We start from the raw sequence: 22,385 nt of genomic DNA, 5'->3' as shown, positions 1-22,385 counted from the left end.
GTCGCTGGCGCTCCTCACGCCTCAGGGAGCGGTGGCGCCTGGCCGCTGGCGCTCCTCACACCTCAGGGAGCGGTGGTGACCGGCCGCTGGCGCTCCTCACACCTCAGGGAGCGGTGGTGACCGGTCGCTGGCGCTCCTCACACCTCAGGGAGCGGTGGTGACCGGCCGCTGGCGCTCCTCGCACCTCAGGGAGCGGTGGTGCCTGGCCGCTGGCGCTCCTCGCACGTCGGCAGCGTCGGCGTCTCGTCGCAGGGACGGATTTCAGCGCGTGGAAGTCAAGCGCGTCAGACGTTTTCCGGCTCCCCGCCGGAGCACACTGCGGTAGACCCGTTCGACCAGCGGGGTGCTCGCGTCCTCCGGGTCGACGAGCTCGTTCTCGGCGATGATCGAGGCCTCGTCATCGATGACCTCACGGTCGAAAAGTTCGAGTGTGCGGCCCGGGGTGGCCAGCGCCTCGATCGCGCCGACCAGCGAATCCTTCTCTCGCACAGCGTCGTCGAAGACCTCGGCATCGACGCCGAGGTGTTCCGACAGCAGCCGGGTCCGCATCGACGTGATGTTGTCGCGGATGCGCGCATCGTCGGGGTGGTCGCGGCGGGCCTCGATCGCCACGTCGCATTCACTGTCGAAACCCAGCGATCGATTGTTGAGATTGGACGAACCGACGCGCAGCAGGATGTCGTCGATGACGAGCACCTTGGCGTGCACGTAGATCTCGTCGCCTTCCGAGGTCACCGGGTAGTAGGCGCGGAACCGGTCGTGGACGTCGGCACGCCACAGCATCCGGAGCAGTTTGTGCCGTGCGCCGTCCATGGCCAGCCGTTCGACCGGGCTGTCGGCGTGCCGTGGAAGGACCACGACGATCTCCGGGCCGTCGGGTTCGGCGAGTCGTTCGGCCAGTGCGTCTGCGATCTCGCGGGCCGCCAGGTACTGGCTCTCGATGTAGATCGTGCGCCGCGCAGCCGCGAAGGCCGCCTTGTAGAGCCGGCGGATCTCGTCGACCTCGTCACGATCGTTGTAGTGCGGGATGGTGCGGGCGACCCCGACCTCGCAGTCGGTGAACGTGACCCCGAGATCCTCGGGCCAGATGTCGGGACCGTCGGTGTCGACGAGTGGCGCCAGACGTTCACCGGTCGCCGCTTCCCAACGGTCGACGGCGACACCCGCGACGGCACGTGCCGCCTCCCCGTCGAGCGCAACCGTCACGTCATGCCACGGACCATGCGGTTCGCCGTCAGGGTCGCGACGGAAGTCGTTGTGCGAGAGATGTTCCGAAGTATCCCAGCGGTCGACTGTCATGTCGATGCCACCGCAGAACGCGAACTGGTCGTCGATGACGGCGATCTTCTGGTGATGTGCGGCCGACACCGGATGGGCGGCATCGATCCGGAAATGCAGTCGACGCCCGGTCAGCAGGTCCTGGACGAATGGCGGCGCCACACCGCGCAGCAGCCCGGTGAAGGCACCCGTGCTCCAGCGCAGCACGTAGATCTCGAGGCCCGGCCGGTTGGCGCCGAGCCATTTGAGGAACTCGCCGAGACGGTCTGGGACCTCTCCCTCCGGTGACCGTGGGTCCAGGCTGATGCGGGTGTCGACATCCCAGCCGATCAGGATGACTCTGCGTCGAGCCTGTAGCAGCGCCGACTTGGCGTGCAGGAAGTAGTCCGCCGCATCGACGATGCAGGCGACGCGGTCGGCGGTGGCGATCTCCCGACAGGTGTCCCCGGCACGCAGGATCGGCTCGTGCCCCGGTTCGTCCGTCATGTCGTCTTCCGCCCCGTTCTTCTCACGGTCGTGGTTCGCAGCCCCCGCCAGTCCGCCATTCTGCCAACAGCCGACGCTCGGCGCGGCACCGCACCATGTGGGGGGGTCCTTACACTCGTCGAGATGAGACCCGACTCGGCCAGCGACCTCGTGAAATACGGGGACCTCGAAGAACGTCCGCCCCGTCGACGACGCCGGCCGTTCGTCGTCGCCGCAGCGGTTGTCCTGGTCCTCGTTCTGGGCGTCGGCGTGATCGCCTGGCGCACCGTCCCCGAGCGGTGGCTGCCGTGGGACACGGCGGAGTTTCCCCAGGTCGACGCCGGACAACTGACGCCGACGCAGAACCGGATCGTCGAGTTGCTCCGCGCCGAGCACGCCGCGCAGCGTCCGGGCACCTTCTACTCCGAAGGCGTCGACGAGCCGTGGTGCGCGAACTTCGTCAGCTGGATCATGCGAGAGGCCGGAACACCGTTCGCCAACCCCCACTCGGGGCACTGGCGGATACCAGGGGTGTTCACCCTGCAGGAGTACTTCGAGGACTCCGGTCGTTTCGAGCCGGTCGGCGACTACACGCCCCGCGTCGGCGACGTCGTGCTCTACGACCGGTCGTCGGCGCTGGGCCAGCACACCAATATCGTGGTCTGGGTCGACGGCGACGAGGCCACGACGGTCGGGGGCAACGAAATGCGGAAGATTCGGGTACACGAACTGCACTGGGGGTCCGACGGCGGCGTCGTCGGGTTCGGACGCGTCGACCTCGAGCGGGGCACCGGGCGATGACCGACGACGCTCGGCACGTCTACCGCTCACGGCCGCCGGTGGCCCTACGCCCCGCCCTTGCCGTGGCCCGGCACTTCACCGACGCCGCACACCGCGCGTCGCAGAAGCCCTTCGACGCGTCCCTCGACCTCCTCCCGCACACCGAGTTGTCCGGCCGCTTCGGGTGGAGCCACTACGGCCTCATGTTGCCGTCGCTGCCCGACCCGCATCGCTATCTGAGCCTCATGGTGATGGCCGGTATGACCGGTCTCCGCGCCTTCGACTTCCCCGAGGAGGCCACCTCCGACGACCCGCAGGACATCATCGTCGCCTCTGCGTCGAGCGGGGCGGACAGCGCCTACACACGGGAGGTGCTCTCCATCCGACGCGAGGGGCGGTTCGCCCCGGACCGCGCGGAGTTCGGCTCTCTGGCCTCGATCACCGGAACGCATCCGGAGTTCGACATCCGGATCCATGCCGGCGACCTGGACGCAACGCTGACGATGACATGCCGACCCAATCCCACCTGGTTCGTCAAATCACCTGTCTGGCACCACATCGGACACGTGGGCCGCTACCGGGGCGAGGTGACGCACCGCGGTGTGACGACGGAGATCTCGGGCGTGGGGAACCTCGAGTACGCGCGATCCATCAGTCCCTACGTGGCGCTCCGCCGGGCCACGCACCGACAGATCCCGCTGGAGTGGTTCAGCTATCACGTAGTCGATCTGCCAGGTGAGCGCCAGATCCTGTTCACCCAACTGGGGGTCGCCGGCAGCATCGTCGAGACCAACGTCATCCGCCGATCACTCGACGGCACAGCCGATCACAAGGTGCACGAGGGATACCACCGCATCCTCGAAACGGATGACACCCCCGCCGTGGACACGCATGGAAGCGAGCGATTTCTCCCCCGTGTCTTCGAGTTCGGTTGCGACGGAGTCTCGGTCGTCGGAACCTACGACTGCCCGCAACGATTCGCGATCGGACGGGGCCACATCTCCGGCTACGAGGCCCGGGTGCGCATCGACGGTGAGGAGTTCACCACGCGCGGATACTCCGAGCACATCGACGAACGGCCCCAGCGCCACCGAACCGTGCCCGGCGCAGCGACGACAGGAACGCCATGAGCTTCGACGGATTCCCCGAAGCCGCTCTCGACTTCTACGACGACCTCGAGATCGACAACTCGAAGTTCTTCTGGGAGCAGCACAAAGAGACCTATCGGACGGCGGTCGCGGAACCGATGACGGCGCTCACCGAAGAACTCGCCGACGAGTTCGGCGCCGCCAAACTGTTCCGCCCGTACCGCGACGTGCGCTTCTCCAAGGACAAGTCGCCGTACAAGACGCACCAGGGTGCATTCGTTGCGGTGGCACCGGCCACCGGGTACTACATCCAGATCGGCGCACCCGGCGTCCGGGTCGGTGCCGGTTTCTACGAGGCCGGGCCGGCACGGCTCGCCGAGCTGCGCAAGGCCATCGACCACGACCGGCACGGACCCGAACTCGAGCGCATCGTCCGCAAACTCGCCAAGGCCGGATGGGAGATCGGCGGCGACCGCCTGAAGACCGCTCCCCGCGGCTACGACGCCGATCACCCGCGCATCGAACTCCTGCGCCACAAGTCGCTCTTCGCCGGCCGCGACTACGGCTTCGACGAGGTCATCCACACTCCGACACTCGTCGACCGCGTCCGCAAGGACTGGCGTGAGACCAACACGCTCGTCGACTGGATCGTCCGCCACGCCGCCACCTGAACGGTGAGCCACACGAACGACTTTCGCGCGACGCCGCGGCGCGTCGGGTGGGAGGGCCCGACGGACACGAATCGGTAGCGGTTCGCGATCTCGCCCCTGCCGCTCGGGTCGGCCTGTTCATACTGGCTGCGAGCCTGTGACGACGACGACGTCCACCGCGCCACGACCATATCGTTCTGCACCACCGTGACGAGCGTGAAATTCTTGTGCGGTGATGCCCGATTACGTGATGTCAGCTCGTGAGCGGAGGAGCTTTCGATGACCGATCATGTCCACCACGGTCACATCTTCCATCTGGCCGGCAGCCCCTTGATCACCGAAGCGTCCGACGCGCTCGTGGAGATCCCCGACGGCGCCCTGGCGATCGGGGCCGACGGCATGATCAAGTACTGCGGTGAGAAGTCCGGGCTACCAGCGGAGTTCGCCTCCGCTCGACGGCACGAGCATTCCGGCGGTTACCTGATCCCCGGTTTCGTCGACACCCACATCCACTTCCCGCAGACGTACGCGGGCGACTCCTACGGTGGCGGGCAACTCCTGGAATGGCTGAACCTCTGCATCTTCCCGTCCGAGTCGAGGTTCGCCGACCCCGAGTTCGCGCAGGCCGCAGCCGTCGAGTTCACCAAGCGACGGGTCGCGGCCGGCACCACCGCGATGATGGCATTCGGTTCGGCGTTTCCCCACGCCCAGGACGCGCTGTTCGAGGAGACCCGAAGGACGGGTCTGCGCCTCGTCTCCGGGCGCGGAATCCAGACGGTCGGCGGTGACACCGCGAAACCGCTACTCACCTCTGAAGACGACGCGATCCGCCTGACGAGGGACGAGATCGAGAAGTGGCACGCCGCCGACACCGGCGACTACCGGACCGCGCTCCTGCATGTGGCGATCGTCCCGAGGTTCTCGTTGTCGGTGACCACCCAGACACTGCAGAACCTCGGCGAGCTCTACGACGAGTACCGCGACCGGGGCGTCTACGTGCACACCCATCTCAACGAGAACGGCCGGCCCGGAACCGGCGAGATCGACACGACCAAGAACGTCTATCAGGTCGACTCGTATCTCGACACCTACGACGGGAAGTTCCTGCCGGGATCACAGGTCGGCGGCAAGAGCCTGCTCGGTCCGCGCACCATCCTCGCGCACTCCGTGCACTGCCAGGACTCCGAACTGGCGCGCATGGCCGAGACCGGGACGTCGATCTCGCATTGCCCGGTGTCGCAGCTGTTCCTCGGTTCCGGGACGATGCCGTGGAAACGCACGGTCGCGTCCGGGGTGAACATCTCCGCGGGAACCGATTTCGGGGGCGGTGACGAGTGGCTCATCCCCCGCGTACTCGGCGACGCCTTCAAGCAACACATCACCGAACCCGGCGAGGCGGGGGTGTCGATGCATCCGGCGGAAATGCTGTTCATCGGAACACTCGGCGGAGCGCGCGCACTCGACATGGAGAGTCGCTTCGGCAACTTCGACGAGGGCAAGGAGGCGGACTTCCTCGTCATCGAGCCGGCCGACGGCCTGAAAGCCACGCTGGAGAATGCGGTCCGCTCCGACGATCCCATGCTCGCCCGCGATCAGACCCTCTTCGGGCTGCTGATGGGTATTCGCGAATCCTCGGTCGCCGAGGTCTACGTCCAGGGCCGACGAGTGGTGGTGTAGCCGGCGCGATGGTTGTCACCCTGTCCGTCTTTCATCCCGCTTCGCAGGCGGGATTCGCCGACTGGGCGGCATTGCTCGCCGCGTCGGCGGCCGACACCGAGGGCTGCCTCGGCACCGACATCTCGACGGTGACCGATGGCGATTTCGAACCGGCGGTGGCGGCGACCTTCGTCGACGAGATGGCATGTGACCGGTGGGTCGACAGCGCCCGGCGCGCGGAAATCCTGCGCGAGGGACGCGATCTCGGTTGGCTGCCGTCGGCGCCGGCGCTCGAACTCGTCGACGGGGAGGCTCCTCCACCGGGCGTCGGCGCTTTCCGACACGAGATCGTGCCCGGCAGATCCGCCGAGTTCCTCGCCGCCCAGCGCGAGCTGACCGGTGCGGCAAGCGGTTTCAGCGGCTATGAGGGGACTGCGCTCTTCGTCGACGACGAGACGAACACCGCGTTGTCCGTGCTGAGGTTCCGCACCGACCGGCAACTGTCGGCCTGGGTATCGTCGCGGGAACGCGGCGATGCACTCGACGTGTTGCGGTCGAGCCTGACCCACGACTTCGAGACGATGTCGGCCACCACCGCCTTCGGCACCACGGTGCGCACCGACCACGGCCGCATCCGTCAGACGCCGAACTGGAAGTCGGCGATGATGGTGCTGCTTGTTCTGTACCCGACGGTGATGATCCTGTCCCGTTTCCTCGGACCGGTCCTCGACGACGCCGGGGCGGAGCCGTGGCTCGCATTGTGGCTCAGTCAGGTCGTGAGCGTCGGGTTGATGCAGTGGTGGCTCATGCCGTGGGCAGCCAAACCGTTCCGCCGCTGGCTCGATCCGGTCGACGGCGACGGTTGGCGCAGCAATCTCGCAGGCGCAATCGCGATCCTGGCGATCTACAGCGCCTGTCTCGCCCTCTTCGCCAATGTCACGTGGCTTCAGTTCTGGGACTACATGGACGCCTGAGACCGGCGGACACGTTTCAGCCGACGATCCCGTCGAGGTAGACCCATCGCCCGTCGTACCGGGTGAAACGGCTGCGCTCGTGGAGAGACCCCCGCTCGGAGCCGGACTTGTAGTACGCGGTGAAGGTGACCTCCCCCTCGGTGTCGAACGGCGATCCACCGTTCGTCGACTCGACGTCGAGGCGGTACCAGCGCATCGCGTCGTCGAGTTCGAGGTCGTCCGGGCGGGTGTCGGGATGCCAGGTGACCCGCAGGTGGTTGAGATCACCGAGGGCGAAAGCGGTGAAGCGCGACCGCATCAGCGCCTCGGCGGTCGGCGCGGCGCGCTCACCGGCGAGGACCGGTCCGCAGCATTCGCCGAAGGGAAAGCCGGACAGACACGGACACCGCGCGCCGGGATCACGGTTTGCCGATTCGGTGTTCATTCCCCGCATCTTAGGGGTAGACAGAAACGAGGTCACCCAAGAGGCGGTCCGGTTGCCCGTGAGGTGACCGGACCGACGCCAATGGAGGGAGAATCCTTGTCCGACAATGTTTATCGGGTCATCGAAGTGGTCGGTTCGGCCGCGACCGGCACCGACGACGCGATCCGGAACGCCATCGCCCGCGCGTCCCAGACGGTCAACCATCTGGACTGGTTCGAGGTGACCGAGACCCGCGGACACATCGAAGACGGTCAGATCGCACACTTCCAGGTCACCCTGAAAGTCGGTTTCAAGATCGAAGGCGCCTGACCCGGGGCCGAGACGTTCTAGTCGCCTGGCGCGGCGGTGAGGAACGCGCCGATCTCGCGCGCGACGGCCTGCGGTTCGTCGAGCATGGACAGCACCGCCGCCCCGGGGATCTCGGCATAGCGGCCCCGAGGCACGAGTTCGGCGAGTCGAGGTCCGTGCGCCGGTGGCATCACCCGGTTGTCGGGCGACCACAGCACGAGCACCTCGCCGTCGAAACTCTTGAGCGCCTCGGTCTTCCGGACCAGCTCGGCGGGCTCAAAGGACGTCGTCGCGTATTTGGTGACGTCGCGCCGGATACGAGGGTCACGCAGGACCGGATCGGTCCATCGGCGCATTCGTTCGTCGTCGACGGGCTTGTTGATCATCCATCCCCACAGCATCGGCAGTCGCCGAAGCCACCCGATCCGTAGCTGGCGCGCCGCGAGGGTGATACCCCCGGGCAGCCGCACCGCCAGGGTGGCCATCTTGCCGGGCAATCCGGGCGGGAAGTTCTCGAAGGCCTCGCACGGGAGGATCACCATTCTCGCGACACGCTCGTCCCGCCCGAGAGCGGTGAGGAACAGCGAACCGCCCCAATCGGAATGGACGAGGGTCACGTCGCGCAGGTCGAGGGCCTCGAGAATGTCCGCGACCAGTCCGACCATCCCGTCCATCGACAGGTCCGCATCCGCGCTGAGCGGGACCCGGTGCGACCCGAGGGGAAGGATCGGCCGGATGTAGCGAAAGCCACTCGGCAGCAACGGGATCACCTCATCCCACACCGTGTGGTCCATGAGCAGCCCATGCAGGAACACCACCGGCGGCCCCGCTCCGTCCTCCGCGTACTCGACGGTGCCGGCGGGCGTCTCGATGCGCTTGAGAGCGCCTTCCTCGGCGCTTGTCGTCTGGTTGAGCTCGGTCATGACGCGTGCTCCTCGCCTTGAACGGACGAGACCGATCAGGCCTCTAGAATGATCATTCTAGAATAGTTGTTCTAGAATGGCCAGGGTGAAGACCGATGAACGCATCGTGATGGCGATGACCGAACTCCTGCGCCGGCAGGGGTATGCCGCGACCGGGATCAAACAGGTCGTCGAGTTGTCCGATGCCCCCATCGGATCGATCTACCACCACTTCAAGGGCGGCAAGCGCGACATCGCGGCGGCCGCACTCCGACAGTCCGGAACGGCCTACGGTGAGTTGGTCGGCATGCTCCTGGCGCCCTACGACGACCCCGCCGACGGGATCGAGGCGGCGTTCGTCGCCGCAGCAGAGACCATCGAACAGGGCGGCTGGCTGAACATGTGCCCCGTGGGGACCGTCGCAGGTGAGATCGCCGACGCCGAACCGGACCTCCGAGAGATCGCCGCAGAGGTCATGTCATCGTGGATCGACGCCGGCGCGGCGCTGTTCACGGCGCGCGGACTCCCCGTGGCGGACGCCCGCTCACTGATGTCGGCGGTGGTCTCGGCACTCGAGGGAGCGTTCATCGTCGCCCGCACCCAGCGCTCCACCGACGCGATCCTCGCCGCGGGTCGAGCGATGGGCTGTTACGCGCGAGCGCTCACCACACAGGCACGGACGGAAGCGATCTCACAGTCGGGCGAGGTAGGTCGGTAGGGCGTCCTCGACGACGAGGGACTGCAACGCGAAGCGGAGCTGGGCCTCGACGTACCGGTCGAGGTCGTATCCGGGCGCGAAATGCCAATGTTTGAGGGCCCATCCGTGCGCCAGCATCATCAGGTCGAAGACCACGAGGTCGGCGTCGACATCGAGGATGAGCCCGGCCTCGATGCCGGCGGTGACCGCGGCACGCATCGGGGCGGAGGTCTCGACCTCGAGTTCCTTGATCCGCTCGCGTCCCGCCGCGTCGAGGGTGCGGCTCTCCCGGTAGGTCAGCACGACGGCGTCGCGGTTCTCGTCGACGATGGTCGCGTACTGACGGAATCCCGCGATCAACTGCTCGACGGGGTCGTCGCCGGCACGGTCCATGGCGGGCTGGAGCTGATCGCGGAACGCCTCGAGAATGTCGACGATCGCGGCGAGCAGGATCTCTTCCTTGCCGCCGAAGTACTTGTAGAACAGGCCGACGCTCACCTGCGCCTCCTCGGCGAGCGCCTGCATCGACATCTGGTGGAAGCCGGTGCGCTCCATGACCTTCACCGCGGCGTCGAGCAGATGACGGCGGCGCGTGGTGACGCGCACCGCGCGCACCGCCTCCTCGACGGCCAGGTCGGCCGACGACCTCGCCGTGGCGGGTTTCGCCATCGCAGTACTTCCTTCTGGTCCGCTCATGAGCATCGATTCGAACCACCGGACTGTGGACCCGGCGCGATGAATCAGGGTTCGCTCACTGTACAAGTCCTACAGACCGAGGTCTTTGGCGACGATGGTCTTCATGATCTCGGTGGTGCCGCCGTAGATGGTCTGGATGCGGGCGTCGACGAACGCGCGCGACACCGGGTACTCGCGCATGTAGCCGTAGCCGCCGTGCAGTTGCAGGCATCGGTCGGCGGTGCGTACCTGCAGCTCGGTGGCCCACCATTTGAGTTTCGCGGCCCGCGCGGGCGTCAGCTCCCCGGCCGCGTGTTCGGCGATGCAGTCGTCGAGGAACGTGCGGGCGATGTCGAGTTCGGTCGCGAGCTCGGCGGCGACGAACTGGGTGTTCTGGAACGACGAGACCGGCGATCCGAACGCGGTGCGCTCCCGCACGTACTCCAGGGTGCGCGCGAAGGTGCCCTCAGCGGCCGCGACGGCACCGACGGCCAGCGACAGCCGTTCCTGCGGAAGGTTGCGGACGAGCTGATAGAAGCCCTCACCCTCCTCGCCCAGCCGGTTGGCCGCGGGGACGCGCATGTCCTCGAAGGAGAGTTCGCTGGTGTCCTGCGCGTGCAGGCCGATCTTGTCGAGTTTGCGACCCCGCACGAATCCGGGAGTGTCGGCCTCGACGACGAAAAGCGTGAGCCCCTTGTGCTTCTCGGAACTCGTCCGGGTGGCGACGACGAAGAGGTCGCCGTTGCGACCGTTGGAGATGAAGGTCTTCGCACCGTTGACGACGTAGTGGTCGCCGTCGCGGACGGCGGACGTGCGGATACCGGTGAGGTCGCTGCCCGCCCCGGGTTCGGTCATCGCGATCCCCAGCACGGTGTCGCCGCCGACCACTCCGGGCAGCCAGCGCGCCTTCTGCTCGTCGGTGGTCAGCTCGGTGAGATACGGCAGGACGACGTCGTTCTGCAGGGAGAAAGCGATGGCCTCGGCGGCGGCGCCGGTCCGCGCCACCTCGTCGATCAGGATCGCGTTGTATCGGAAGTCGTCGACCCCGGGACCACCGAACTGTTCGGGTACGGGAAAGCCGAGGAGCCCGTTCTTGCCCGCCTCGACGAAGAGGCCGCGATCCCACTGCCCGGCGTTCTCCCAGTCGGCGTGCGCAGGCGTGATCTGTTCGGCCACAAAGCGTCTGACCGTCTCACGGAAGTGCTTGTGTTCGAGCTCGTGGGTGAGTGAGGACATCGATTCTCCCGTTCGGGTGTGTCAGCCGTGGACGCGGTCGGTGGCCGGCGCGGCGAATGCGCCGTCGGTCATCTCCCGTGCAGCGGATTCGGCGGCCTTGTAGTGCAGCTTCTTCCCGGTCGCCGACACGGGTAGGGACTCGACGATGCGGTATGCGCGTGGCCGTTTGAAGCGCGACAGCATCGGATGTGTGCGGCAGTACGCGTCGAGATCCTCTGGCGTTGGCGCATCCCCGTCGGCGGGTACGATGTAGGCGACTACGAGACTTCCCCACTGCTCGTCGGGGACACCCACCACCAGCGAATCCGACACGCCCGGATGGCCGTTCAGCGCCTCCTCGACCTGGACCGGGTGGACGTTCTCGCCGCCGGACAGGAGCATGTCGTCCTTGCGTCCGACGATGGTGACGAACTCGCCCGAATCCCAGGTGGCCAGGTCGCCGATGTGCAGCCAGCTCCCGTTGTACTTCGCCCTCTCCTGCTGTGGGGAGTCGTAGTAGGCGGCCGCGCATTTGGGCGACCGAATGATGACCTCGCCGACTTCTTCACCGTCGCGGGCGACGACCTCATCCGGGCTCGCCAGATGGCCGTCGTCGTGGACGCGGACCACGCGGACGTCGTCGTCGATGCAGGCGCGGCCGGCGGTACCGGCGTGATCGGGCAGGTCGTCGGGACGCAGGAAGGTGTTCCAGAAACCCTCGGTGCTGCCGTAGCCGTTGAAGATCCGCGGGGTGAGGACCTCTTGGTAGCGCAGCGCCGCCTCACGTTCGAGCGGTGCGCCCATCGTGACGATGCCGCGCAGACTGGTGAGATCGCGCGGGTTCGCCGACTGTGCGCCGGCGAGCATCGCCAGGTTGGTCGGCGCACCGATCAGGAACGTCAGCCGGTACTTCTCCACCCAGTCGAGCGTCAGCTCCGGATCGAACGTGCGCATCGGGACGACCGAGGAACCCAGGTAGAACGACGGATTGGGCCCGGCGCAGTAGAGTCCGCCCCGGTGGAACCAGGGCGTCATGTTCAGCGTCCGGTCGTCCGGGGACAGAGGGAAGTGCATGATCACGTCGTGCGCCGAAAAGATCTCGATGGCCGAGTTCATCGGCACCGCCTTGGGCATCCCGGTCGTCCCTGATGTGTACAGCCGGGTGGTCTCGTCGAAGACGCCACGCGCGACGGTCGGCGCCGCACCGCCGGTGACGGGTAGGTCGTCGAAGCGGATGGAGCCGGGGACGAGTTCCCCGTCGCCGACTCCGACGAGCAGTTCCGGCGTGTGGTCGGCGAGCGCGACGGCCTCGTCGACCATCGCACCGATGGAGGCGTCGTAGACGTAGACCTTCGGCCGGCTGATGTCGAGGATGACAGCCGTCTCCCCGGCCGCGAGCCGGAAGTTCACCGGCGACCCGACCGCTCCGGCTGCCTGCGTCGCCAGGTAGAGCTGGGCGAACTCCGGGCCGTTGAGCAACTGGTAACCCACCACGTCGCCGTCGGTCACCCCGCGATCGGCGAGACCGGCCGCGAGTTCGTCCACCGCCGAACCGAGTTGGGCGTACGTCCACTGGCGGCCGGTGAGTGGGTCGATCATCGCGACCTCGCCGGCGTAGCGGCCGACGTTGCGGCGGAATCCGTTCAGGTAGGTGAACTCGTGCTCGAAGAAACTTCGGTACGCGTGCGCGTCGTAGACGTAACTCGTCTCGGGGGTCATGTCGATTCCCTCGGTTCTCTTCTCGGTCCGGGGTGGGTGGTGGCCGGTCAGCCGGCCATGGTGAGACCGCCGCTGACGCTGATCACCTGACCGGTGATGAACGACGCCGCGGGCGAGGCGAAGAACAGGACGGGTGCGGCCACCTCGTCGGGGCGAGCGAGCCTCCGGAACGGGATCGCCTTCACCAGAGCCTCTTTCAGCTTCTCCGGTTGTGCTTGGAAGAGCGGGGTGTCGGTCGGTCCGGGGCAGACCGCATTGACGGTGATCTGATAACGGGCCATCTCCCGCGCGAGCGACTTCGAAAGGGCGATGACGCCGCCCTTCGCGCCGGCGTAGATGGTCTCGCCCGCCGATCCGACGCGACCGGCGTCGGAGGCGAGGTTGACGACGCGGCCACCCTGCCAGCCGTCGGCCTTCGACGCCTCCACCATGCCGGGCAGGAACGCGCTGGCCATGTGCACGGGGCCGAGGTAGTTGATGGCCACCACCTTCTCGGCGAACTCGGTGGTGGCGTTCAGGAACTGGTCCGTGCGGTCCCAGCCGGCCGCGTTGACGAGAATGTCGGGGACACCGACCTCGGCGTTCACGGCGTCCCGCAGTTCGTCGACCTTCGCCCGGTCGGCGACGTCGACGGCCATCGGGATGATGGAACCGGCCTCCTCCGCGGTGCGCTTGGCGGCGTCGAGGTCGAGGTCGGCCGCGACCACCGTGGTGCCCTCTGCCGCGAAGCCGAGCGCGATGGCCTTGCCGATGCCGGACCCGGCTCCGGTCACGACGGCGATGTGCTTGTCACTCATGAGATTTCCTCTGTGCTGTCGCTGGACGGTGATCAGGCACCGACGTACTGGTTGAACTGCGGTGTGCGCTTCTCCGCGAAGGCGTTGGCCCCCTCGAGTCCTTCGGGGGAGTGCGTGAAGAGGTCGAGCGCGCTCATCGCGAGATTCGACAGCCCGGCCTGATGATCGGTGTCGGCGTTGAAGCTCTGCTTGAGGAAACGCAGCGTGGTGGGCGACTTCTCGGCGATCTCGGCGGCGATCTTCTTCGCCTCGTCGAGCAGATCCGCGGCCGGGACGACCCAGTTGACCAGACCCCACCGTTCGGCGGTCTCGGCGTCGTACTGCCGGCAGAGATACCAGATCTCGCGGGCCCGCTTCTCCCCCACGACACGGGCGAGGAAGGCCGAGCCGAACCCGGCGTCGAAGGAGCCGACCTTGGGTCCGGACTGACCGAAGCGCGCGGTGTCTGCGGCGATGGTGAGGTCGCACAGGACGTGCAGCACGTGACCACCGCCGATGGCGAGTCCGTTGACCGCGGCGATGACCGGCTTGGGGATGTCACGGATCGTCTTGTGCAGGTTGCCGATCTCGAACATGCCGCTCTCGCTGGGACCGTAATCACCGGTCTCCGCACGCTGTTTCACATCACCGCCCGTGCAGAACGCCTTCTCGCCGGCCCCGGTCAGGATCACCGCCTGCACGCCGTTGTCGGCCCAGGCGCGTCGGAAGGCGTTGATCATCTCTTCGACCGTCTTGGCACGGAAGGCGTTGTACCGGTGCGGCCTGTTCATCGTGATGATCGCGGTGGGACCTTCGACCGTGTAGTCGATGTCTTCGTAATCCATCCTGTTCACTCCTTGCGGTGGGGGATCGCCCGAGGCACGTCCGTACGGGCATCTGCGGTGATCAGCGGCGATTTTTCGAGAGGTACGAGTCTGTTGATGAACTCGTGTGTTGGTATGAGTGAACGTACATTCATCGGTTCGGACGTGTCAAGGGTCACTCCCGTGCCGATGCTGATGCGGAGGACCGCCTTCCCGCGGGCCGGTTTCCCTCCCGCGTGTCAGGCCTGACCCGCGGGAGGGAATCAGTCCGGCGGGAAGGAAACCCGCACGCGGGAGGTCACTCGAAGAGCCGCTGTTCGTCATGCACAGCGGGCCGGGCGAACCTAGACTTCGGGGACCATGAGATTCACCCAGACCATCTCCGGCACGACCTATGAGTTCGACGGCCTCGTCGAACTCATGGCGAAGGCCACACCCCGCCGCTCGGGTGACGAGCTGGCCGGCTGCGCCGCCACGTCGGATGCCGAACGTGCAGCTGCGGCATGGCAATTGGCCGATGTCCCGCTCTCGGAATTTCTCGTCGATCTCCTCGTCCCGTATGAGTCGGACGAGGTGACCCGGCTCATCGTCGACACCCACGATCGCGCGGCCTTCGACGAGATCTCGCACCTGACCGTCGGCGGGTTCCGCGACTGGCTGCTCGAGATCTCCACCCGCGCCGACGCTGCCGAACGCATCGCCCGCATCTCCCCTGCTGTCACTCCTGAGATGGCGGCCGCGACATCGAAGATCATGCGCAACCAGGATCTGATCCTGGTTGCCTCGGCCATCCGGGTGACCTCGGCCTTCCGCACCACGATCGGACTCCCCGGCCGGATCGCCACCCGCCTGCAGCCCAACCACCCGACCGACGACCCGCGCGGAATCGCCGCAGCCACGCTCGACGGCCTGCTGATGGGTTGTGGCGACGCGGTGATCGGGATCAACCCGGCGTCGGACTCACCACAGGCGACCGCCGACCTGCTGCACATGCTCGACGAGATCCGTCAGCGGTTCGAGATCCCGATGCAGTCCTGCGTCCTCTCCCACGTCACCACCACCGTCGACCTGATCGGTCAGAACGTCCCGGTGGACCTCGTGTTCCAGTCCATCGCCGGAACCGAAGGAGCCAACACGGGATTCGGGGTGAACCTCTCGATCCTGCAGGAGGCCAACGAGGCCGGCCGGTCCCTGCGACGCGGCACGGTCGGCGACAACGTCATGTACCTGGAGACCGGTCAGGGGTCCGCATTGTCGGCGGGCGCCCACCTCGGCACCGGGGGCAAGCCCGTCGACCAGCAGACCCTCGAGACGAGGGCCTACGCGGTGGCGCGCGCACTGGACCCGTTGCTGATCAACACCGTCGTCGGGTTCATCGGCCCGGAATACCTCTACGACGGCAAACAGATCATCCGCGCCGGACTCGAAGATCACTTCTGCGGCAAGCTCCTCGGACTCCCGATGGGCGTCGACGTCTGCTACACCAACCATGCCGAGGCCGACCAGGACGACATGGACACCCTGCTCACGCTCCTCGGTGTCGCCGGTGCGGCGTTCGTGATCGCGGTGCCCGGCGCCGACGACGTCATGCTCGGCTACCAGAGCCTGGCGTTCCACGACGCGCTGTACGTCCGCCAGGCACTCGGGTTGCGCCCCGCGCCGGAGTTCGAGGCGTGGCTCGCCCGACTCGGCATGTCCGACGCCGACGGCCGAATCCTCCCGGTCGATCCGGCCTCCTCCCCGCTCCTGCCCCTGGCGGCCGGGCGATGAGCACCCCGGACCGGTCTCCGGTCTCCGACGGCGACGACGTCTGGGCCGCGATGCGGCGGACCACTCAGGCGCGCATCGGTTTGGGGCGCGCCGGGAACTCGTTGCCGTCGCGTCGCGTGCTGGAGTTCCAGGCTGCGCACGCGGCAGCGCGGGACGCCGTTCACGAACCCCTCGACGCCGAGGCCGTCGCCGAGTCGCTCGCCGACCTCGACCTCGGCGATCCGGTCGTCGTGACGAGCCGGGCGTCCGACCGAGGCGAGTACCTGCGCCGGCCCGATCTCGGCCGGATGCCGGAGGATCTGTCCGCCCTCACCGAGTGCGGCGCCGAGATCGGCATCGTCATCGCCGACGGCTTGTCGCCGCGCGCGGTCGTCGATCATGCTCACGGCCTCGTGGCCGCACTCCTCGACGCCTTCGAGGATCGCTACACCATCGCGCCGCCGGTGATCGCCACCCAGGCACGCGTCGCACTCGGCGACCACATCGGTGAGGCACTCGGCGCGACGACCCTCATCGTGATCATCGGTGAACGGCCGGGACTGTCGGTCGCCGACAGCCTCGGCATCTACCTGACCCATCTGCCCCGGCCCGGCCGCACCGACGCCGATCGCAACTGCATCTCCAACATCCACCCGCCAGACGGACTGCACTACGAGGTCGCCGCACGGATCACCACCGCACTGGTCGACGGCGCCCGCAAACTCGGCCGGTCGGGGGTGGCGCTCAAGGACACCTCCCGCCAGGCCGCCCGCGAAAACCTCGACGACGCAGACGAGCTCACCGTCGAGCCGTCCTGACCTGGTGCCCGGTCCCAACCCTCACATCCCGAGGATCTTGGCCTTCTGCGCGGCGAACTCGGCTTCGGTGAGGATGCCCTGCTGATACAGCGCACCGAGTTCCTTCAGAGCCGTGATCGTGTCCGTACTGCTCGACTGCGCCGGCGGTCGGGGCGGCTGTGGCGGGGGCGGCGACTCCGGGTACGGGGTCGGCGCGTACTGGGGTGGCGGGTACTGCTGAGCGGTCGGATCCTGCTGGGTGACGGTGCCCTGTTGTGCCCAGCGACTCGCCTGGCGTCGGGACACCCGATTGCTCACCGCCGTGGCGGTTCCGGAGATGACGGCCGTGCGGGCGACCCCGCGGATCAGACCTGGCATGACACCTGTCCCTTCATTCCTCGATCGCGTCGAGCGTCTCGAGCAGCGCGTCGACCGGGATCCGGCCCGACGCGACCACTCGCCCGCCGTTGTTGCGCAGGGCGGTGGCGAACGGCGCCGCCCACAGGTTCTCCCACACGAGAATCGCTGCGCTGGAACCGGGTTCCAGTGCGGCGGCGGCCTCGCGGATGTCGGTGTCGTCGAGAATCGACGTCGCCGCACCGTCGAAGATCGCGAATTCGGCGCCCAGCTCTCCGATCCCGAGCTCGGCGATGGTGCCGTCGGTCGCCTTCGACACGAAGACGATGTCGATGAGTCGCACGATCCCGCGGTCGATCAGGTCCATCAGGTAGGGCAACGCCTCACCCGTGGGCTGCGTCCCCGCCCACTCGACGACGACGTAGTCGACCGGACCGAGTTCGGGACCCGCCGAGTCGTCGTCGGCGGTCATGACCGCAGATCCACGACGGACCCACCCGGCTCCGATTCGTACAGTGCGCCGATCTCGGCTGCGTACTTGGCCGCGATCGGGTTGCGACGCAACTTCATCGTCGGGGTCAGCTCGTCGCCGCCCGGGTCCCACGCCGCCGGGACGATGGTGAATCGTTTCACCTGTTCGACGCGGGACAGCTTTCCGTTGCCGGTCCGGATCGCCGACGAGACCTCCTCCACGATCTCGGGATGCGTCGACAACTCGGCCAGGTCGGCGTTCGGCATGCTCAGCCTCTTGGCGCGTACCGCCACTGCCTCCGGGTCGAGGACCACGAGTGCGGACACATAGGGTTTCGAATCCCCGATCGCCGCGACCTGACCGATCAACGACGACGCCGCCTTCATCGCGTTCTCGATGTTGGTGGGTGACATGTTCTTTCCGGACTCGTTGATGATGAGTTCCTTCTTGCGGTCGACGATGATCACGTTGCCGTCGTCGTCGATCTTCGCGATATCCCCGGTGGACAGCCAACCGTCGGCGTCGATCGTCTCGGCCGTCTTCTCGGGTTGGTTGCGGTAGCCGCGCATCACGACGGGGCCGCGGACGAGCAGTTCACCGTCGTCGGCGAGCCTGACCTCCATCCCTCGTATCGGCGGGCCCACGGTGCCGATCTTCAGATTGTCCGGGGTGGTCATCGTCGAGACGCCGGTGGTCTCCGACATCCCCCAGACCTCCAGGATCGGAATCCCCAGCCCCAGGAAGAACTTCAGCACCTCTACCGGGATCGCCGCGGCTCCCGATCCCGCGAAGACCACCTCGTCGAGTCCGAGTGCGGCACGCACCTTGTGCAGGACCAGCTTGTCGGCGATTCCGTGCTGGACGCCGCCCAGAAGGCCGCTCCCCTTGCCGTCGATACGCGCCTGCGCGGTCGATGCGCCGACCCCGAAAGCCCAACCGGCGAGAGCCCTCTTGACCGGACTGGACTCCTCGGCGACCTTGGCCTCGATGCCGGCGCGGATCTTCTGCCACACCCGCGGAACCCCGAAGAAGAACGTCGGATGCACTTCGGGTAGAGCCGTCGCGATCTCGCGCGGATCGGGCACTGTGGTGATCTGTATCCCGCGCATCAGGTTCGCTGCATGCGACGACACCCGGTCGGCGATGTGGGCAGCCGGCAGATACGAGATCGAGCGGTCGTCGAATCCCACGTCGAGCTTCTCGGCGAGAGCCGCCATCTCCGCGACGATGTTGCGATGGGTGATCTCGACGCCCTTGGGCGGCCCAGTGGTGCCCGATGTGTAGATCAGGGTCGCGAGGTCCTCGGGTTCGACTGCCTGCCACGACGCGGCGAAGTCGAAACCCTCTGGCGGAGGCGTGCGTTCGACGTCGTCGAGTGAGATGGCGCCGTCGGCCACGTCGTCGACGACGACAATGCGTTCGACGCCGGTGTTCGCGGCGGTGATCACCGGCAGGAAGACCTGCTCGGTGATCACGATCCTGTTCTCGGCGTTGCCGAACAGGTACTCGATCTGGTCAGGGGCGCTGGTGTTGTAGATCGAGAACGGGACCGCACCGAGGTGGAGTGCCGCGGTGTCGACCAGATGGAACTCCGGCCGGTTGGTCAGCATGATGCCGACCGTGTCCCCGCGCCCCACGCCGAGGGCGGCGAGACCGCCGGCGATCGCCTCCACGCGGGTCGCGTACTGCGACCAGGTGAGCTGCTGGATGCCACCGACGGTACGGATCGCCACGGCGTCCGGACGGACGGTGACGGTCTGCTGGAACGCGGCCGGGAGCGTCGACACGTCGACGCCGGTCTCATGGGGAAAGGTGATCAGGTCTGCTGCGGTCATCTGGGCCCCTACTCGCCAGTGCGATGGTTGTGTTGCGCATCACACTAGCGAGTAGTTGCAGCAGCAAGGATCGGTTCACGCAAACGCGACCCGGATCGACAACCTGCAGGTCAAGACCGTTTGTCAAGCGAAGGACTCGAGTCGATCGACGACAGAGTCCACGCCCCGTCACCGGTCAGTTCGAGCACTTCGGTGTGGTGCTGATCGGTGGTGCTGCGGTGGCTGACCGACACCAGGATCGTGTCCGGGAGTTCGGTGCGTACCAGTTGATACAGCGCGTACTCGAGGCCCTCGTCGACCGCCGAGGTCGCCTCATCCATGAACACCGCCTGCGGCTTCGTCAACAGGATTCGGGCGAACGCCACGCGCTGCTGCTCACCCGGCGACAGGACCTTGGCCCAGTCCTCCTCGTCGTACAGGCGGCCGGTCAGGTGCGGCAGGAAGACCTGCTCCAGAGCCTGTTTGATCGCCTCGTCACCGACATCGTCGGGCAGCGCCGGGTAGGCGACGGCTGTACGGAGGTCACCGAGCGGGATGTAGGGCATCTGGGACAGGAACAAGGTGTGCGCGTCCGGTGGACGGGAGAACTCACCATCGATGAACGGCCACAGGCCCGCGAGTCCGCGAAGCAAGGTGGTCTTACCCGAACCGGACCGGCCCTTGACGACGAGTGCGTCACCGGGGTCGAGCGAGATGTTGAGCGCGCGGATCAGTTCGTCGCCGGTCGGGGTCTTGACGCTGATATCGGCGAGACGAACAGCCCGGTCCCGATCCACGGTCGTGATCTCGGGCATGGCACGCGACTTCACGTCGGCATCGGCGAGCCCGTCGAGACGGATGATCGAGGCGCGCAGGCCGGTGAAGTCGTCGTACGCGGTCCGGAAGAACGACAACGCGTCGTGCATCTCGCCGAAGGCCGATGCGGTCTGCTGCATGTCGCCGAGTTTGATCTGCCCGTCGAAGAATCGTGGGATCTGAACCAGGTACGGGAACACCACCGCGAGCTGGCTGACGCTGAAGTTCCAGCCGACGAAGGCCATCTGGACGTGGATGATCTGCCAGTAGTTCCTGATGACCGCCGCGAAGCGTGACATCAGGCCGTTGTGCTCGACGCGTTCGCCGCGATAGAACGCGATGTTCTCGGCCCCGTCGCGGACTCGGACGAGGGCGTAGCGGAAGTTCGCGGTGAGACGTTCCTGCCAGAAGTTGAGTCGGATGAGCGGGCGGCCGATGGCGAAGGCCACGACGCTGGTCACGAGCACGTACACCAGGACCAGCCACATCATCATCCGCGGGATCTCGACGCCGAGGAGCGTCACCGGGCCCGAGAGGTCCCACAGGATCTTCGAGAACGACGCGATCGAGGCGACCGCGGTCAGCACACCGTTGGTCGACGAGCCACCGCCACCCCAGAGCAGCGACGACCCGACCGAGGCGACGTTGGTGATGTCGGCCTGGATGCGCTGGTCGGGGTTGTCGACGCCGGGATGGATGTCGGTCGGCTTCTGCGACGGCTCCGACGTGCGGCGGAACCACTTCCGGCGCATGAGGCCCGAGCTCAGGTCGACGAAACGATTGCGATAGAAAGCACGCCCGTCCATCCAGTCCGCCGCCGCGCCGCCGGTCATCCAGCGGCGCAGGTTGATCTCGAAGGCTGCCCCGACGTAGATCTCGATCATCGTGCGCACGACGTGGACTGTGGCGAGGATGCCGAACACCGCCATCGAGTGCCAGAAGGCGTCCTTGCCCATCTGCAGCATCTCGGCCCCCTGCGGGCCGCCGGCCCCCAGTCCCTCGGCGGCGGTCTGGAGACCTGTGAACAGATCGTTGCTGAAGTAGGAGAACAGCACGGTGATCCGCACACCGAGCAGTGCGAGCACCGTGAGCAGCGCGGCCAGTCCCCAGGCCTTGAGACGGGTGCCGGGCTCGGTGAAGAAACCACCGATCACGCGCCACAGCGGCCGGCCCCATCGGCTGAAGCGAGCGAGCAGGAAGCCGATGACGAGCATCGCGACCGCGGAGATGCCGAATGCGATGGCCAGCCACTTCAGGCTGGCCCAGACCTCGTTACCCCAGTCGATGCTGTACTCCACGCACACTCCCTACGCCTCGGATGTCGCAGCCGGGAATCCCGGCGACATCGCGGCCCGGCTGACTGCGGGGTGTCGAAAAAGGAATCGACACAACGTGTCCGGGCCCACCATTGATCCGGCGAAGTTTAACCCGGGGTTCACCGCCTGTCCGGACAACTGCCGCCCATGTCGCGGCGGGAGAACGGCGAAGACCCGGAGGATTCAGCCGAACGGCCGGAGGACCGCACCCTTCTGGAGGGCAGCGGTCGACACCGGTTGTGACAAGCTCTCGCCGACGCGGACGACATAGCCGGCATCGGTGTACTCCACCCCGTCGACCTCGAACGTCAGTTGGCAGCCCGTGTCGCTGCGGAGAAACCCGCTCAGCGAGGTCGTCGCAACCTCTCCGCCCGCGGCGTCGTAGACGAAGACCGGTGTCCCCCGGGCGATCTGTCCGCCGCCGGGCGCCGCAGCAAGCTCTGTCGCGCAGTCGGCGACGACGCCGCCCTTCGCGGTGAAGGTCGGGGTGCGCAGCACACCCAACAGCAGGGCGCCGAGCGCGACGGCCGCGAACAGCACCATCGCGATCGTCGTACCCACGATGACCGGCACCCGGGTCCTGCGTTGCCACGTGCGGCGCGGCAGCGGAGGGCCCGGATCCAGCCACATCTCCTGGCCGATGGTCATTTCCG

Annotated in this window: 22 protein-coding genes; 9 read left to right on the top strand and 13 right to left on the bottom strand. The window is 67.0% G+C overall.

Features of this window, described 5'->3' with window-relative positions:
• Positions 1-261 precede the first annotated feature (261 nt).
• Positions 262-1,764, bottom strand: coding sequence for a phospholipase D-like domain-containing protein (locus GOALK_RS19750; RefSeq protein WP_006360602.1), 1,503 nt, complete (start codon positions 1,762-1,764; stop codon positions 262-264).
• Positions 1,765-1,887: 123 nt separating this feature from the next.
• Here GOALK_RS19750 and GOALK_RS19745 point away from each other — a divergent pair, with 123 nt between their 5' ends.
• The 5 genes from GOALK_RS19745 (at position 1,888) to GOALK_RS19725 (ending at position 6,891) form a co-directional block, all read left to right on the top strand.
• Positions 1,888-2,544 (top strand): CHAP domain-containing protein, encoded by a 657-nt coding sequence (locus tag GOALK_RS19745; protein WP_006360601.1) that lies wholly within the window; start codon positions 1,888-1,890, stop codon positions 2,542-2,544.
• Positions 2,541-3,653: a DUF6670 family protein gene (locus tag GOALK_RS19740; RefSeq protein WP_006360600.1), complete on the top strand. Its 1,113-nt coding sequence runs from the start codon at positions 2,541-2,543 to the stop codon at positions 3,651-3,653. Before GOALK_RS19745 ends, GOALK_RS19740 begins: the two co-directional genes overlap by 4 nt.
• Positions 3,650-4,282 (top strand): DUF2461 domain-containing protein, encoded by a 633-nt coding sequence (locus GOALK_RS19735; RefSeq protein WP_006360599.1) that lies wholly within the window; start codon positions 3,650-3,652, stop codon positions 4,280-4,282. Before GOALK_RS19740 ends, GOALK_RS19735 begins: the two co-directional genes overlap by 4 nt.
• A 258-nt stretch (positions 4,283-4,540) precedes the next feature.
• Positions 4,541-5,938, top strand: a complete 1,398-nt coding sequence (locus GOALK_RS19730; RefSeq protein WP_006360598.1) for an amidohydrolase family protein — start codon at positions 4,541-4,543, stop codon at positions 5,936-5,938.
• A gap of 8 nt (positions 5,939-5,946) precedes the next feature.
• Positions 5,947-6,891, top strand: coding sequence for a putative antibiotic biosynthesis monooxygenase (locus tag GOALK_RS19725; RefSeq protein WP_085948650.1), 945 nt, complete (start codon positions 5,947-5,949; stop codon positions 6,889-6,891).
• A 16-nt stretch (positions 6,892-6,907) separates the two neighbouring features.
• Here GOALK_RS19725 and GOALK_RS19720 read toward each other — a convergent pair whose 3' ends face one another.
• The gene (locus GOALK_RS19720; protein ID WP_006360596.1) at positions 6,908-7,315 is read right to left on the bottom strand and encodes a YchJ family protein; all 408 of its coding nucleotides are present in this window, start codon (positions 7,313-7,315) and stop codon (positions 6,908-6,910) included.
• 96 nt (positions 7,316-7,411) lie between these two features.
• Here GOALK_RS19720 and GOALK_RS19715 point away from each other — a divergent pair, with 96 nt between their 5' ends.
• Positions 7,412-7,624, top strand: coding sequence for a dodecin (locus GOALK_RS19715; protein WP_006360595.1), 213 nt, complete (start codon positions 7,412-7,414; stop codon positions 7,622-7,624).
• A 17-nt stretch (positions 7,625-7,641) separates the two neighbouring features.
• Here GOALK_RS19715 and GOALK_RS19710 read toward each other — a convergent pair whose 3' ends face one another.
• On the bottom strand, positions 7,642-8,526 hold the full coding sequence (locus GOALK_RS19710; RefSeq protein WP_006360594.1) for an alpha/beta fold hydrolase: 885 nt from the start codon (positions 8,524-8,526) through the stop codon (positions 7,642-7,644).
• A 76-nt stretch (positions 8,527-8,602) separates the two neighbouring features.
• Here GOALK_RS19710 and GOALK_RS19705 point away from each other — a divergent pair, with 76 nt between their 5' ends.
• Positions 8,603-9,223 carry a TetR/AcrR family transcriptional regulator gene (locus GOALK_RS19705; RefSeq protein WP_006360593.1) on the top strand — a complete coding sequence of 207 codons (621 nt, stop codon included), beginning with the start codon at positions 8,603-8,605 and terminating at the stop codon, positions 9,221-9,223.
• Here GOALK_RS19705 and GOALK_RS19700 read toward each other — a convergent pair.
• The 5 genes from GOALK_RS19700 to GOALK_RS19680 all read right to left on the bottom strand — a co-directional run bounded on the left by GOALK_RS19700 (position 9,197) and on the right by GOALK_RS19680 (position 14,432).
• Positions 9,197-9,871: a TetR/AcrR family transcriptional regulator gene (locus GOALK_RS19700; protein WP_006360592.1), complete on the bottom strand. Its 675-nt coding sequence runs from the start codon at positions 9,869-9,871 to the stop codon at positions 9,197-9,199. The genes GOALK_RS19705 and GOALK_RS19700 overlap by 27 nt on opposite strands.
• Positions 9,872-9,967: 96 nt before the next feature.
• A complete protein-coding gene (locus GOALK_RS19695; protein ID WP_006360591.1) occupies positions 9,968-11,113 on the bottom strand; it encodes an acyl-CoA dehydrogenase family protein in 1,146 nt (381 codons plus the stop codon).
• Positions 11,114-11,134: 21 nt separating this feature from the next.
• Positions 11,135-12,811: a class I adenylate-forming enzyme family protein gene (locus GOALK_RS19690; RefSeq protein ID WP_006360590.1), complete on the bottom strand. Its 1,677-nt coding sequence runs from the start codon at positions 12,809-12,811 to the stop codon at positions 11,135-11,137.
• A 47-nt stretch (positions 12,812-12,858) separates the two neighbouring features.
• Positions 12,859-13,608 carry an SDR family NAD(P)-dependent oxidoreductase gene (locus GOALK_RS19685; protein ID WP_006360589.1) on the bottom strand — a complete coding sequence of 250 codons (750 nt, stop codon included), beginning with the start codon at positions 13,606-13,608 and terminating at the stop codon, positions 12,859-12,861.
• Positions 13,609-13,640: 32 nt separating this feature from the next.
• The gene (locus GOALK_RS19680; RefSeq protein ID WP_005196147.1) at positions 13,641-14,432 is read right to left on the bottom strand and encodes an enoyl-CoA hydratase-related protein; all 792 of its coding nucleotides are present in this window, start codon (positions 14,430-14,432) and stop codon (positions 13,641-13,643) included.
• Between the two features lie 339 nt (positions 14,433-14,771).
• On the opposite strand from GOALK_RS19680, the gene GOALK_RS19675 reads away from it, so the two are divergent.
• A complete protein-coding gene (locus GOALK_RS19675; protein WP_006360588.1) occupies positions 14,772-16,181 on the top strand; it encodes an ethanolamine ammonia-lyase subunit EutB in 1,410 nt (469 codons plus the stop codon).
• Positions 16,178-16,978: an ethanolamine ammonia-lyase subunit EutC gene (eutC, locus tag GOALK_RS19670; protein ID WP_006360587.1), complete on the top strand. Its 801-nt coding sequence runs from the start codon at positions 16,178-16,180 to the stop codon at positions 16,976-16,978. Before GOALK_RS19675 ends, eutC begins: the two co-directional genes overlap by 4 nt.
• A gap of 21 nt (positions 16,979-16,999) precedes the next feature.
• On the opposite strand, the gene GOALK_RS19665 is transcribed toward eutC, so the two are convergent.
• From GOALK_RS19665 to GOALK_RS19645, 5 genes are all read right to left on the bottom strand, one after another.
• A complete protein-coding gene (locus tag GOALK_RS19665) occupies positions 17,000-17,335 on the bottom strand; it encodes an SHOCT domain-containing protein (RefSeq protein WP_006360586.1) in 336 nt (111 codons plus the stop codon).
• A 13-nt stretch (positions 17,336-17,348) separates the two neighbouring features.
• Positions 17,349-17,786, bottom strand: a complete 438-nt coding sequence (locus tag GOALK_RS19660) for a DUF6325 family protein (RefSeq protein WP_006360585.1) — start codon at positions 17,784-17,786, stop codon at positions 17,349-17,351.
• Entirely contained in the window at positions 17,783-19,621 is a 1,839-nt protein-coding gene (locus tag GOALK_RS19655; RefSeq protein WP_006360584.1) for an AMP-dependent synthetase/ligase, read from the bottom strand. The genes GOALK_RS19660 and GOALK_RS19655 overlap by 4 nt, the downstream gene beginning before the upstream one ends.
• A 110-nt stretch (positions 19,622-19,731) precedes the next feature.
• Entirely contained in the window at positions 19,732-21,714 is a 1,983-nt protein-coding gene (locus tag GOALK_RS19650) for an ABC transporter ATP-binding protein/permease (RefSeq protein WP_035755328.1), read from the bottom strand.
• Positions 21,715-21,915: 201 nt separating this feature from the next.
• Positions 21,916-22,380, bottom strand: a complete 465-nt coding sequence (locus GOALK_RS19645) for a hypothetical protein (RefSeq protein ID WP_006360582.1) — start codon at positions 22,378-22,380, stop codon at positions 21,916-21,918.
• Between the last annotated feature and the right edge of the window lie 5 nt (positions 22,381-22,385).

The sequence above is a fragment of the Gordonia alkanivorans NBRC 16433 genome (genome assembly GCF_000225505.1).
Taxonomy (GTDB): Bacteria; Actinomycetota; Actinomycetes; order Mycobacteriales; family Mycobacteriaceae; genus Gordonia; species Gordonia alkanivorans.
Note: the sequence above shows the minus strand (reverse complement) of the source record. Positions and strands in the feature narration are given on the sequence as shown.